At 71.4% G+C, this 13713-nt stretch carries 12 protein-coding genes; 4 read left to right on the forward strand and 8 right to left on the reverse strand.

The genetic code is table 11. The features are described 5' to 3' along the window. Positions 1-36: 36 nt before the first annotated feature. The 3 genes from rapZ (at position 37) to ABDZ66_RS13305 (ending at position 3663) form a co-directional block, all read left to right on the forward strand. Entirely contained in the window at positions 37-879 is an 843-nt protein-coding gene (rapZ, locus tag ABDZ66_RS13295; RefSeq protein ID WP_343759776.1) for an RNase adapter RapZ, read from the forward strand. Next, positions 876-2264 carry a gluconeogenesis factor YvcK family protein gene (locus tag ABDZ66_RS13300; protein ID WP_343759779.1) on the forward strand — a complete coding sequence of 463 codons (1389 nt, stop codon included), beginning with the start codon at positions 876-878 and terminating at the stop codon, positions 2262-2264. Before rapZ ends, ABDZ66_RS13300 begins: the two co-directional genes overlap by 4 nt. A gap of 76 nt (positions 2265-2340) precedes the next feature. Next, on the forward strand, positions 2341-3663 hold the full coding sequence (locus tag ABDZ66_RS13305) for a glutamate-5-semialdehyde dehydrogenase (RefSeq protein ID WP_343759781.1): 1323 nt from the start codon (positions 2341-2343) through the stop codon (positions 3661-3663). Positions 3664-3727: 64 nt separating this feature from the next. Here ABDZ66_RS13305 and dxs read toward each other — a convergent pair whose 3' ends face one another. The 4 genes from dxs to ABDZ66_RS13325 form a co-directional block, all read right to left on the reverse strand. Continuing rightward, a complete protein-coding gene (gene dxs, locus ABDZ66_RS13310) occupies positions 3728-5620 on the reverse strand; it encodes a 1-deoxy-D-xylulose-5-phosphate synthase (protein ID WP_343759784.1) in 1893 nt (630 codons plus the stop codon). Beyond that, positions 5621-6310 carry a hypothetical protein gene (locus ABDZ66_RS13315; RefSeq protein WP_343759786.1) on the reverse strand — a complete coding sequence of 230 codons (690 nt, stop codon included), beginning with the start codon at positions 6308-6310 and terminating at the stop codon, positions 5621-5623. It abuts the gene before it with no gap. Between the two features lie 273 nt (positions 6311-6583). Further along, on the reverse strand, positions 6584-7255 hold the full coding sequence (locus ABDZ66_RS13320; protein ID WP_343759788.1) for a PspA/IM30 family protein: 672 nt from the start codon (positions 7253-7255) through the stop codon (positions 6584-6586). Positions 7256-7458: 203 nt separating this feature from the next. Continuing rightward, positions 7459-8289: a hypothetical protein gene (locus ABDZ66_RS13325; RefSeq protein WP_343759790.1), complete on the reverse strand. Its 831-nt coding sequence runs from the start codon at positions 8287-8289 to the stop codon at positions 7459-7461. 81 nt (positions 8290-8370) lie between these two features. Here ABDZ66_RS13325 and mnmE point away from each other — a divergent pair, with 81 nt between their 5' ends. Next, complete coding sequence (gene mnmE / locus ABDZ66_RS13330) at positions 8371-9696, forward strand: tRNA uridine-5-carboxymethylaminomethyl(34) synthesis GTPase MnmE (protein ID WP_343759793.1); 1326 nt, start codon at positions 8371-8373, stop codon at positions 9694-9696. Positions 9697-9865: 169 nt separating this feature from the next. Here mnmE and ychF read toward each other — a convergent pair whose 3' ends face one another. The 4 genes from ychF to ABDZ66_RS13350 form a co-directional block, all read right to left on the reverse strand. Further along, positions 9866-10963, reverse strand: coding sequence for a redox-regulated ATPase YchF (gene ychF / locus ABDZ66_RS13335; RefSeq protein WP_343759795.1), 1098 nt, complete (start codon positions 10961-10963; stop codon positions 9866-9868). A gap of 84 nt (positions 10964-11047) precedes the next feature. Beyond that, positions 11048-11536, reverse strand: a complete 489-nt coding sequence (locus tag ABDZ66_RS13340) for a hypothetical protein (RefSeq protein WP_343759797.1) — start codon at positions 11534-11536, stop codon at positions 11048-11050. Positions 11537-11602: 66 nt separating this feature from the next. Further along, positions 11603-12964 carry a sensor histidine kinase gene (locus tag ABDZ66_RS13345; RefSeq protein ID WP_343759800.1) on the reverse strand — a complete coding sequence of 454 codons (1362 nt, stop codon included), beginning with the start codon at positions 12962-12964 and terminating at the stop codon, positions 11603-11605. Then, positions 12961-13644 carry a response regulator gene (locus ABDZ66_RS13350; protein WP_343759802.1) on the reverse strand — a complete coding sequence of 228 codons (684 nt, stop codon included), beginning with the start codon at positions 13642-13644 and terminating at the stop codon, positions 12961-12963. The genes ABDZ66_RS13345 and ABDZ66_RS13350 overlap by 4 nt, the downstream gene beginning before the upstream one ends. Between the last annotated feature and the right edge of the window lie 69 nt (positions 13645-13713).

A 13713-nucleotide genomic window follows, 5' to 3' on the forward strand; every position in this document is an offset into this window, starting at 1 on the left:
CACTTACGCCGGGGCGGGGCGGGCTAGACTGTCCCCATGCCCTTCGTCGTGGTTTCCGGCCTGTCCGGCAGTGGAAAAAGCACCGTCCTGCGCACCCTGGAGGACGCCGGGTTCTTCATCACCGACAACCTCCCCCCGGAACTGTGGGGCGCCATGCACGACCTCGTGGAGGCGCGCGGCCTGGACCGCGTGGCGATCAGCACCGACGCCCGCACCCGCCACTTCCTGGACGCCCTGGAGACCAGCTACGTGCGCCTGTCGCGCCGCCGCGAGGACCTGCGCGTGCTGTTCCTCGAGGCGAACGCGGACGTGCTGCTCAAACGCTACAACTTCACGCGCCGCGAACACCCGCTCGGTGAGAACCTGATGCTGGACTTCGCGCGGGAACGCGAACTGCTTGCCCCGCTGCGCGCCATCGCCGACACCGTCATCGACACCACCGACCTGAGCGCCAAGGACCTGGGCAACCGCGTGATGCAGCTGTTCCGGCTGGAACAGGACTTCCACCTGCGCCTGATGTCCTTCGGGTTCAAGAACGCGCCCCCACGCGACGTCGACATGATCCTCGACGTCCGCTCGCTGCCCAACCCGTACTACGACCCGGCCCTGCGCCCCAGGACCGGCCTGGACGCCGAGGTGGCCGCCTACGCCTTCGCCGGCGCGGAATCCGAGGCGTTCTACACCGAGCTGCGCGACTTCGTGCGGGTCGCCGCCGAACGTGCCCGCGCCAGCGGCCGCCACGGTTACACCGTCGGGATCGGCTGCACCGGCGGGCAGCACCGCAGCGTCGCCGTCACCACCCGCCTCGCCCAGGACCTGCGGGACCTGAACGTGGACGTCATGGACCACCGCGACATGAAAGTCGGCGGGCACGGATGAGCGACCCCCCCCTCTCGCACCTCGACCCCCGGGCGCGGACACCCGAAACGGCCCCCGCGCCCCCCCGCCGCGCCCGCCTAAACCCCCTCCTGAAACGCCGTGGCCGCCGCGCCCGCATGTGGATGGCGCCCGGCATCGGCGTGAAACGCTGGGTGGCGCTGTTCGTCGCCTGCACCCTGCTGGGCGCGGTGGGCGTGCTGCACTTCACCTGGACCGGCCCGCTGCACTTCGTGGCGACCCGCTGGATCCTGTGGGTCAACACCCTGATCGCCCCCGAGGTCATGCCGCTGTACACCGGCGGCGCCGTGCTCATGCTGCTCGCACTGTTCGGGGCGCTGTGGAGCATCATGATGCTCAACGGGTCGGTGCTGCGCGGCACCGGCACCGCCCCGGAAACGGCGGTGGACATGCTGTACGAGCGGCGTAACCTCGCCCGCGGGCCGCACGTCGTCACGCTGGGCGGCGGGACCGGGATGTCCAACCTGCTCTCCGGCCTGCGCCTGCACACCGGAAACACCACGGCGGTCGTGACCGTCTCGGACGACGGCGGCAGCTCCGGGCGCCTGCGCGAGGCGCTCGACATGATCGCGCCCGGCGACCTGACCGACTGTTACGCCGCCCTGAGCGACAGCCCCGTCATGGCGCGGCTGCTGCTGCACCGCTTCCAGCGCGGCGAGGGCCTCGAGGGCCACACCTTCGGGAACCTGATGCTCGCCACCCTCAGCGAGGAGCAGGGCGGACTGAGCGAGGCCATGAAGGACATTCACGAGGTGCTGCGCATCCGCGGAAAGGTCTACCCGGCCACCACCAGTCCCTCCACGCTGGTCGCGCGCCTCAGTGACGGGCGCACCATCCGCGGCGAGAGCCGTCTGGCCGCCCAGGTCGGCAACGCCACCATCCAGGAGGTCACGCTTGACCCGCCGGACCTGCCCACCCTGCCGGAAGTGATGGTCGCCCTGCAGAACGCCGAGCAGATCGTCCTGGGACCCGGCAGTCTGTACACCAGCATCATTCCCGCGCTGCTCGTGCCGGGCATCGCCAGCGCCATCCGCCAGAGCACCGCGCCGCTCGTCTACGTCGCGAGCCTGATGACCGAACCCGGTGAGACCGACGGCCTGAGCCTCGAGGGGCACGTGCAGGCCATCACCCGCCACCTGGGCCGCACGCCGGACTGCGTACTCGTGAACAACGCCATGCCCCCCCGCGACGTGGTCGCCCGCTACGCCGCCGAGGGCGCGCACCTCCTGACCCTGCAGGGCGCCAGCCGCGACCTGCGCGGCCGCAGCGTGCTCTGTCCGCTGCTGCAGGCCGGACAGGCCCGGCACGACCCGCACGCGCTGGCACAGGCGCTGCTGCAACTCGCGCCGCGGCGCACCGTGGGCTGAAGCGCGGCACGCCGCCCACCCCTGGCCGTCTACTCCGCGCCGTCACGGGGCGGGGACGCACTGCTACGCTCGTGCCATGAGCTTCTCCGACCAGACCCGCTCCCCGCAGGCCCCGGCCCGGAACGACCTTCCGGTCAGCGTGCGGGCGCTGGGCACGCAGGCCCGCGCCGCCGCCCGCACGTTGCGGTCCCTGCCCACCTCCCACAAGGTCGCGGCCCTGCACGCCATCGCCACCGGCCTGCGCGCCAACGCGCACACCATCCTCGCCGCGAACGCGCAGGACGTGCAGGCCGCCGCCGAAGCCGGGCTGCCCGCGCCGATGCTCGCCCGCCTGCGACTGGACGCCCAGGCCCTCGAAGGCATCGCCTCCGACGTGGAGGCCGTGTCGCGCCTGCCCGACCCGGTCGGCGAGACCACCCCCGCGCAGACCCAGCCGAGCGGCGTCCGCGTCCACACCCGCCGCGTGCCGCTGGGCGTGCTGGGCGTCATCTACGAGAGCCGCCCGAACGTGACCGTGGACGTCGCCGCACTCGCCCTGATGAGCGGGAACGCCGTGATCCTGCGCGGCGGGAAGGAGACCGTGCGCAGCAACGCCGCGCTGGAGGACGTGATTCACGCCGCGCTGCGCGGACAGAACCTCCCGGCGCATGCCGTGCAGGTCATCCGCGACCCGGCCCGCGAGCGGATGCTGGAACTCCTGAAACTCGACGATCTGGTCGACGCGATCATCCCGCGCGGTGGCGCCGGCCTGCACCGGTTCTGCGTGGAGAACGCCACCGTGCCCGTCATCGTGGGCGGCATCGGCGTGGTGCACGTGTACCTGGACCCCAGCTTCACCCGTGACCCAGAGGACCGCGCGCGCGCCCTGGAGATCGTGCGGAACGCGAAGGTGCAGAAACCCAGCGCCTGCAACGCCCTGGACACCCTCCTGATCCACGAACGCGCGCTGGACGCCCTGCCCGGCATCGCCCGCGACCTCCAGGCGCACGGCGTCACGCTGCGCACCGACCCGGCCGCCCACGCGGCCCTGAGCGCCGCCGGCATCACCACCGACGCCGCCACCGACGCCGACTACGGCACGGAATTCCTGGCCCTGACCGCCAGCGTGAAGACCGTTCCCTCCTTCGAGGACGCGCTGGACTTCATCGCGGCGCACGGCAACCACACCGACGTGATCCTCACCCGCGACGACGCGCAGGCCCGGCGCTTCGTCGAGGACGTGGACAGCGCCGCCGTGATCGTGAACGCCAGCCCCCGCTTCAACGACGGTGGCCAGCTCGGCCTCGGCGCCGAGGTCGCCATCAGCACCCAGAAACTCCACGCCCGCGGCCCCATGGGCCTGCGCGAACTGACCACCACCAAGTGGGTCGTGGAAGGCAACGGCGAGGTCCGGGAGTAGATGGTTGAAAGTTGATGGTTGATAGAAGGGAGTGGTCCTCTATCAACCATCACCCTTCAACTCTCTACACTCCAAGCGGGACGTCCACGCCGAGTTCGGCCAGGACCGTGCGGATGGCCTGCGCGTCGATGCCGGTGCGGGCGTGGACGCTCTCGACGGTCGCGTGTTCCTGGAATTCGTCCGGGATGCCCAGGACGCGCACGGGGGTGCGCAGCCCCTCGGCGTTCAGGAATTCCAGCACGGCGCTGCCGAAGCCGCCGACCACGGTGTTGTCCTCGACGGTGATGATCGCGCGGGCCGTGCGGGCCACCTCACGCAGCATGGCCTCGTCCAGGGGTTTGACGAAGCGGGCGTTCACCAGACCGACGCCGCTCAGCCCGTCGGCGGCCTTCTGCGCGTACTCCAGGCCCTTGCCGCCGGCCAGGATCACCACGTCGCTCCCGTCCTTCAGGCGCTCCCAGGTCCCCCATTCCAGGTCGGGCCAGGTGCCCTCCGGTACGGGTTGGGTGTTGCCGCGCGGGTAGCGGATCGCGAAGGGCCCGTCGTGCGTCTGCGCGTACTTCAGCATGCCGCGCAGTTCCGCCGCGTCTCTCGGCAGGCCGATCCGCACGCCGGGAATGGAGCGCAGGAAACTCAGGTCGAACACGCCGTTGTGCGTCGCGCCGTCCGCACCCACGATCCCGGCGCGGTCGATGGCGAAGGTGACGTTCAGATGCTCGATCGCCACGTCGTGCAGCACCTGGTCATAGGCGCGCTGCAGGAACGACGAGTAGATCGCCACGACCGGCCGCAGGCCCTGCAGCGCCATCCCGGCGGCGGCAGTCACGGCGACCTCCTCGGCAATCCCGACGTCCAGGTAACGGTGCGGGTGCGCTTTCGAGTACCCGACCAGGCCGCTGCCCTCGCGCATGGCGGGCGTGATCACGAAGGTACGGGGGTCCTGCGCGGCCAGTTCGGTCATGGCGTCCCCGAACGCCGCGCTCCACGAGTACGCCTTGCTGGCGCTGAACTCCCCGGTGTCCGGGTCGAACTTGCCGGGGCCGTGCCAGTAGATCGGGTCGGCCTCGGCGTAGCTCAGGCCCTTGCCCTTCTTCGTGACCACATGCAGGATGGTCGGTCCGTCGAGGTCCACGAGGCGTTCCATCAGCCACACGAGTTCCTGCACGTTGTGACCGTCGACCGGCCCGACGTACCGCACGCCCATCGCCGCGAAGGGGTTCACGCTGGCCGGATCGAAGAAGTGCCGCGTACTGCTCTTGGCGCGACTCATGAAGCTCGCCAGGGGCTTGCTGACGGCCTCCATGGCCTTCTTCCCGGCTCCCTCGCCCTCCTGGAACCACTTCTGCACCTGCAGGCCGCGCATGAACTTGTTCATGGCACCCACGTTCTCGCTGATGCTCATCTCGTTGTCGTTCAGGACGATCAGCATCCGGCGGTTCATGTCCCCGATGGTGTTCAGCGCGGCCAGCGCCATCCCGCCCGTCAGGCTGCCGTCCCCGATCACGGCGGCGACCTTGTAGTCCTGGCCCAGCGCGTCGCGGGCCATCGCCATGCCCAGCGCGTTCGCCAGACTGGTGCTGGCGTGCCCGACCGTGATCGCGTCGTGCGGGTTCTCGCTGACCTTGGTAAAGCCGCTCAGGCCGCCCTCCTTCTTGATGGTCGCCATCTGGTCGCGCCGCCCGGTCAGGATCTTGTGCGCGTATGCCTGATGCCCCACGTCGAACAGGATCCGGTCACGCGGGGAGTTCAGGACGTAGTGCAGCGCCACGATCAGGTCCGTGGCGCCCAGCGAGGACGCCAGGTGCAACCCTCCGACCGAGCAGACCCGCACGATCTCGTCGCGCAGTTCCTGCGACAGGGCCGGCAGCTGATCGCGTGAGAGACGTTTGAGATCGTCGGGACTGCTGACCTGATCCAGCAGCGGGGTGCTGGTGGGGGAGAGGGAATCGGGACTCATTTACTGACCTCCTGAACGGGTGGTGAAGTTCCGGCCCGTGAGCAGCAGGCCCTCGGGCGAGCGGACCTCGCCGACGAACGGCGCGAACCACAGCTGCTGCGTGGCCGGGAACAGGCCGCCAACCGTGTCGCTGATCTGGCGCGTCACCACCCACACGTCGAAGCGTCCGCCCGGCGTCTGCACCGAGCGGCGCTCCTGAACCACGTAACTGTAGTTCAGTTGCCCGCGCTTCTGCACGGTGCCTTCGTCCCCGCTGATCGTGATCTCGCTCTGGCCCTGCCAGGTGAGGCCCACCCGCCAGGCGTTCTCCGCCGGGTACTCCTGCCAGGGGGGATCGAGGCGCACGTTCACGCCCGGTTTGCGCAGCCCCAGCAGCTGCGCGCCGCCGGCCCCGACCGTCCGGAACCAGGTCTGATCCGCGCCGCGCCCGGTCAGCTGGAAGGCCACGACCCGCTGCCCGGCGAAGACCGTCGGACCCAGGGCCCGCAGCACGTACGGGGCCGTGCCGGTGTCCTCGCCCTCGAGCAGGTACGACCACGCCAGTCCGCTCTCCTGCGGGTAGAACGACACGCCGCTCACGGGCGTGCTTGCCTGCACCGGCCCGGCACCCGAGACGGCCGGCGTGCAGGCCCCCAGCAGCGCCGGCAGCAGCAGCGCCGGCAGCAGGGCAGGAAGGGAGGGGCGGCGCATGGCCATCAGGGTAAACCGCTTCATCCCGCCTATTCTGTCAGGAAACATGGTATTGCCCCTGTCGTGGCCCCCGTCGTGGCCCCCGTCGCCGGGCGCGGCAACGCCCCCCCCTCCGGCGTTCCGGAGAGGGAGCCATGAAACGGGCGGCCGCCGGCCGGCGCTGCGGCGCCGCCCTGCGCGGCCGACTGGTGCGGACTCCGGTTGAAAGGTGGACAATCCCCGTTCCGTCCGGGCGGAGGCAACCCGGAGAGCTGCCCCGCACGGCAGGCCGTATCAGCTCTTGTCGCCCGCCACCTTGGCTTTCAGGGCGGCCATGGCGTCGTCGAGCGCCTGCCCGCGGCCCAGGTCCTTGAGCTGCGCGTCGAAGTCGTTCTCCTTGCGCAGCTCCTGCACGGCGCGGTTGCGGTCCTCCATGCCCGAGACCTTCTGCTCCATCTCCTCGAAGGCGTCCATCGCGCCGCCCGCCTTATCGAAGCCGGACACGCGGTCCAGGGTCGCCCCGGCCTGCGCGGTCTTCTGCCGGGCGGCCAGCAGGGACTTCTTGCTCTCCATCTCGTCGATCTTGGCTTCCAGCGCCCGCAGCTGCGTTTTCAGCTGCTCGACCGTGCTGCTCTGCAACGCCAGCTGCTCCTCGAAGCCCGCCGCGAGGTCCTTGGCGTTCTGTGCGCGGCGCAGCGCCTCCCGCGCGAGGTCCTCGCTGCCGCCGCGCAGCGCCTCTTCCGCCTTCTTCTCGTACTCGGCGGCCATGCGGCGGTTGCTGCTGGCCTCGCGGTCCAGTTTGGCGTTCTGGCTCATGGCGTCGGCCACCTCGCTGCGCGCCTCGGCGTACGCGGCGCGCATGTCGCGCAGGGCCTGCTCGATGATCAGGCCGGGGTCCTCGGCGCGGCTGATCAGGTCGTTCACGTTGGCACGCAGCAGTCGGGACAGTCGGTCAAGGATGCTCATGGTGGTTCCTCCTGGAAGTGCCGGCCCGGCACCCGCCGCAGGGCGGTCCGGGCACGCGGGCCGGTGGATGTGGGCTCGCCGCCTATCATTACGCTTTTGCGCTCCCGGCAGTTGCGAACGACCCCCTCACGCCGCAGAGCATGAAGGGGTCGTAAACGGTGCCGGTCTGCCCGCACCCGCCATTCAGGTCAGAACGCGTCAGCTCAGAACACGATGGGGCGCAGGCCCACGCTGTCGGCGCCGCAGGCGACCGTCAGGTTGCTGCCGGCCGGCGTGACGGTGCAGCCCAGCGCCCGCAGGCCCGCCAGCGGGAAGATCAGGTTCTTCCCGTCCGTGACGGGCGCCAGCGGCAGCTCCACCGCGCCGCCCGCGGCCAGCGCCGCCTTCTGCCCGACCGTGACGGTCAGCAGCCCGTCGTCGGTGGACAGGCGGTACTTGCCGCCGCCCAGCGACGCGACCTTCACGACGCCCGTGAGGTCGCTCCCCAGCACGTACGGTTGCCCGCGGACAATCCCGGCCGGGACCGCCACCTTCGCGGCCGGGGCGGCGACCTTCACGGCGTCCACGACGACCAGCGTCTCCTTGTCACTCATGGGGCTGAGCAGCACGAAGCTGTCGGCCGCGCCACCGACCGGACCGGCCAGCAGCACGCTGGACTTCCCGCTGGTCTTCCAGTCGCCCGGGGCGCGCGCGCCCAGCTTGCCCTTGACCAGCGGCCGCAGCGTCCCGGCAGCCGTCTGCGAGTACACGCACACGGCGTTCACGCTGAGTTTCAGGGCTGCCGGGCAGCTCACGATGCGGCCCTTGGCGACCCCGCTGACCTCCACGGCCAGCGCGCTCACGGAGCGGTTCGTGACGGCCGACACCGTGGCCCTGGCCGGCGCGGCCTGGACGGGTGCCGGGGCGGCGGGGGTGGCCGGCGCGGTCTGGGCGGAGGCCAGCGGCGCGAGCGCGCCCAGCAGGGTCAGGCCGGTCAGAGAACGGGTCAGGGATGAACGCCCGGGACGGGCAGTGGCAGAGGGGGTTGAACGCATAGCCCGCATGCTAGGGCCACAGCATGAGGGGCGACTATGAGGCCCGCCCGCGCCACGCCGGCCGGGTGCTAGCCTGCGTGGGTGACGCGTTCCGGACTGCAAGACACCATCGCCGCCATCGCCACCGCCCCCGGCAGCGCCGGCGTGGGCATCGTGCGCGTCAGCGGCCCGGACGCCCTGCGCGTCGCGGACGGCCTGTTCCGGGGCCGGCGCGCCCCGTCCCGCACGCCCGGCGGCCGCTTCCTGTTCGGGCACCTGACCGGCGAGACCGGCGAGATTCTCGACGAGGGCCTGTGCCTGATCTTCAGAGGCCCGCGCAGCTACACCGGCGAGGACGTCGCGGAATTCCAGACGCACGGCAGTCCCGCCGTGCTGGCCCGCGTGCTGGCCCGCACCCTGGAACTCGGCGCGCGCGCCGCCCGCCCCGGCGAGTTCACGCTGCGCGCCTACCTCAGCGGCCGCCTGGACCTCACGCAGGCCGAGGCGGTCCTGAACCTGATCGAGGCGCAGACCGACGCCGCCCGCCGCCAGGCCACCCTCGGCCTGACCGGCGCCCTGGCAGGACGGGTCGAGCGGGTCGCGGCGAACGTCACCCGCACCCTCGCAGCCCTCCAGGCCATGCTGGACTACCCGGAAGAAGGCGTGCCGGACGAGGACCGCGCCCAGCCGCTGGCGGCCGCCGAGCACGACCTGAACGACCTGCTGCTCACCGCCCGCGCCGGACAGGTCGCCACGCGCGGCGCCCGCCTCGCCCTGATCGGCCGCCCCAACGCCGGTAAGAGCAGCCTCCTGAACGCCCTGGTGGGCTTCGAGCGCAGCATCGTCACGCCCGTCGCCGGCACCACCCGCGATTACCTCGAAGCGGGCCTGGAACTCGCCGGGGTGCCCGTCACGCTCGTCGACACCGCCGGCATCCGCGACACCGCCGACGCCATCGAGGCGGCCGGCGTCCGGCAGGCCCTGAACCTCGCCGGGGCCGCCGACCTGATCCTCGCCCTGGAGGACGGCAGCGCCCCCCGCGAGCCCCTGCCCACCACCCTGGACCTCGGCAGCGGCCCGCGCGTCATCCGCGTGCGCACCAAGGCCGACCTGCCCCCCGCCTGGACCGACCCCGGCGCCCTGAACGTCAGCGCCGTCACCGGAGACGGCCTGCCGGAACTGCGTGAAGCCATCCGCGCCGCGCTGCTCGGCGACGCCGCACGCGGCGAGGCGTGGCTGACCACCGAACGGCAGGCCGACGCCGCCCGCCGCGCCCTGGACCACATCCAGGCCGCCGCGCACGCCCCCGACGACCTCGCCAGCTACGAACTCGAGGAGGCCCTGCGCGCCCTGGCCGAACTGACCGGCCGCGACGTGCAGGAAGACATCGTGGACGCCGTGTTCCGCAACTTCTGCGTGGGCAAGTAAGCGGGAAGCAGAGAGCAGGAACGGCAAGAAGAGGAAGGTGGGGCACTCCGGTCAAGTTGGAGCGTCCCACCTTCCTCTGTTGTCTGGTTCTACTTCCGGAACCCGCCTGGCTCCCACTCATACGGCCTCGGATTGAACGGCTTCGTAAGCCATCCAACCGGAATCCGTGTTACATGTTGTGCAGGACGTTCATGATGTCGCCGTCCTTCATGACGTAATCCTTGCCTTCGGTGCGGACCCAGCCCTTGCTCTTGGCGGCGGCCCAGCCTCCGGCCTCGACCATCTTCTCCCACTCGATGACCTCGGCGCGGATGAAGCCGCGCTGCAGGTCGCTGTGGATCTCGCCCGCCGCTTCGGGGGCCGTCTCGCCGCGGCGGATGGTCCACGCGCGGACTTCCTTCTCGCCGCTGGTGATGAAGGTCATCAGGCCCAGCGTCTCGTACCCGACCTTCACGAGCTGGTCCAGGCCGCTTTCCTGCACGCCCAGCTCGTCGAGGAACATGCGGGCGTCCTCTTCGGGCATCTCGGCGAGTTCCCCCTCGATCTGGGCGCTGATCTTCACGACCTGCGCGCCCTCGGCGGCGGCGTACTCGCGGACCTTCTGCACGTACTCGTTGTCCTGCGTCAGGTCGTTCTCGCCGACGTTCGCGACGTAGATGACGGGTTTGGTGGTGATCAGCCCGAATTCCTTGGGGATGGGCGCGTCGTACGTGCCGGCGCGGGCGGGTTTGCCCTGGCCCAGCACGGCCAGGATCTGCTCGGCCAGCGCCGCCTGTTCACGCGCGTCCTTGTCGTTCCCCTTGGCTTTCTTCTGGAGGTTCTGGAGGCGTTTTTCCAGGCCGCCGAGGTCCGCGAGGATCAGTTCGGTGTTGATGGTCTCGATGTCGTCGATGGGGTCCACGCGGCCCGCCACGTGAATGACGTTCCCGTCCTCGAAGCAGCGGACGACGTGCGCGATGGCGTCCGCCTCGCGGATGTTCGCCAGGAACTGGTTGCCCAGGCCCTCGCCCTGACTGGCACCCTTGACCAGACCGGCGATGTCCACGAACTCCACGAAGGTCGGCACGATCGGCGGCACGCGCTCACCCTTGGTGAACACGCGGCTCAGCGCGGCCAGACGTTCGTCGGGCACCGTGACCCGGCCGACGTTCGGTTCGATGGTCGCGAACGGGTAGTTCGCGGCGAGCGCCCCGGCGCGCGTGATGGCGTTGAACAGCGTGCTTTTCCCGACGTTCGGCAGACCCACAATTCCAATAGCAAGACCCATGATTTCGACTCCTTCACCCGCCCGTCCTGCGCGGGGCAACCCTCAGAGTTTACCGCAGTTCCGGCCAGCGCGGCCCGCTGGCTGTCAGCGGCGCACGGCGAGGGTCGGGCGGGCGTTCCCGCGGAGCCGCTCGGCGATCAGGTCGTCCTCGTCGCAGGCGCGGCCGTTCCCGTTCAGGTCCAGTTCGCTGCGGTACCCGCCCTCGTGCCGGCGCAGGTCCTTGAAGCCCAGCGGGACCAGCTGCTGACACGTCCCGTTCACCCGGATCCCGGCGCGCAGCACCCAGCCCTTCGCGCCGTCGTGGCCTGCGCTGACCTCGCACCAGCGTGGAAAGCAGCGGTACACGACCAGTGAGGTGCGGGTCGGCAGGGTCGGCAGCTGCCTGGCGCGCGGGTCCGGCTGCACGTACTGAGGCGTGCGGGTGGTGGTCACGCCCACGAGCGACCCGGCCGCGCCGGCCGACGCCAGGGGCAGCGCCAGCAGCGCCAGCAGCGCGGGCAGTGAGCTCCAGACGGGCGGCAGCGACCGGGCCGGGGAATGCAGGCGGCGCGGCCGGACCGCAACGAGAAACATGTCACAGAGGTAGCACGGCGGGGACCGGACCCGCCATCCCCCGGATGCACGGGTGCCGGCGGCGCGTCAGGCGGTCGAGACGGGCAGCGCCACCGTGAACCGCGCCCCGCCCAGGCTGGCGCTGCCCGACAGCTGCGCCTCGCCGCCGTGCGCGGCCGCCAGCGCCCGCACGATCGCCAGGCCCAGGCCGCTGCCGCCGGTGTCGCGTGCCCGGCTGCCGTCCAGGCGGGTGAAGCGCGTGAACACCGCCTCGCGGCTGTGTTCGGGCACGCCGGGTCCGTCGTCCTCGACGTGCAGCAGCGCGCGGCCCTGCACGGTTTCCACCTGCACGCTCACGCGGCTGCGCGCGTGACGCAGGGCGTTGTCCACGAGGTTGCTGGTGATCTGCCGCACGCGCACCGGGTCGCCCTGAATGGGCGTCCGGACGGCCTGCACGCTCAGCGTCACGCCGCGCGCCGCCGCGCGGTCCTGCAGGTCCCGCACGACCTCGCGGCCCAGCGTGCCGAGGTCCAGCGGCTGCGGGTTCAGGGCCAGCCGCCCGGCCTCGGCCAGCGTGATGGTGCGCAGGTCCCCGACCAGCCGGGTCAGCAGCTGCGTCTGGGTGCTCAGCAGCGTGATCTGCTCCGCGTTCAGCGGGTACACGCCGTCCTCCAGGGCGTCCAGTCGCGCCTGCATGACCGCGATGGGCGTGCGCAGCTCGTGCGCGATGTCCGCCACCGCCTGCTGCCGCTCATGCTCGAGCGCCTGCAGGTTCTCGGCCATGTCGTTGAAACTCTGCGCCAGGCCCGCCATCTCCCGCTCGCCGCTCTGCACGGGTGCGCGCGCACTCAGGTTCCCGCCGGCCAGCTGCGCCGCGGCGCGCGACACGGCCGACACGGGCCGCGCGATCCGGCGGGCCAGCAGCCACGCCAGCAGCGCCGAGGCCGCCACGGCCAGCAGGCCCACCTGCACCAGGCTGCGCTGCACGTCCCGCACGAAGTTCTGCGTGCGGGACGGCGGATCGCGCGGCCCGTCGAAGCGCATGCCGCGCGGGCGGCGGCCCTGCAGTACCTCTGCCTGCTCGCCGCTGGGCAGCATGATCACGCCGCCCACGTCCGGACTGCTCTGCCCGGGTTCCAGGAAGGGGTCCACGACCATCCCGGTGCGGATTTCAGGGACGGGCGGCGTCGGAACGATCACCTCGCCGCGTTGCAGCGCCTCCTGCCGCTCACGCATGGCGACCTTGATGTCCTCCGGCAGGCGGTCCACCTGCCGCTGCACGACCATGTTCGAGAACGCCAGCGTGCTGCCCACCGACACCCCCACGATCAGCAGCATTGCCAGCAGCAGCGTGACGGCCAGCGGCCGGCGGCTGACATGCCACGCGGCGGGCGGACGGGCCGCCGCGCGGGCAGCGGCCGGCGGGTGGGGGGGGAGCGGAGGGGTCACGCACCCGCCTCCAGTCGGTAACCGACGCCGCGCACCGTGTGCAGCAGCCCGCCGCCCTGGGCGGCGTCCAGTTTGCGGCGCACGCTGGCCAGGTGGGCGTCCACCACGCGTTCCAGCGCGTCACTGTCCGGCAGGGCCGCCGCGAGCAGCTCCTCGCGGGAGAAGGCCCGGCCCGGCGATTCGGCCAGCTGCGACAGCAGCCGGAACTCGGCCGGCGTGAGGTTCAGGGTCTCGCCGTGCACGCGCGCCACGAAGCCCCGGCGGTCCACTTCCAGCGGCCCGACCCGCACCGGACGCTCGGTGTCTTCCAGCGTGCTGGTCGCGCGGCGCAGCACGGCCCGCACCCGCGCCATCACCTCGCGCGGCCGGAAGGGCTTGACGACGTAATCGTCCGCGCCGAGTTCCAGCCCCACGATCTGGTCGGTCTCCTCGGCGCGGGCGGTGACCAGGATCACGGGCGTCGCGCCGTCGCCGCGCACGGTGCGCAGCACGTCCAGGCCGCTGCGACCCGGCAGCATGATGTCCAGCAGGATCAGGTCCGGGTTCAGGGCGCGGAAGGCGTGCAGGGCGGCGTTCCCGTCGGCGGCCCGTTCGGTGCGGTAGCCTTCCTGGCGGGCGTAGGCTTCCAGGACCTCGGCCAGTTGCGGTTCGTCCTCCACGATCAGGATCAGGGCGCTCATGGCCGTATGGTAGGTGAGTTGCGTGAAGGACGGACGAACCGTTCTGCCGCCCGTCCCGTGCGATTTCCG

Origin of the sequence: Deinococcus depolymerans (assembly GCF_039522025.1) — a bacterium.
In the GTDB taxonomy this organism is placed as follows: Bacteria; Deinococcota; Deinococci; order Deinococcales; family Deinococcaceae; genus Deinococcus; species Deinococcus depolymerans.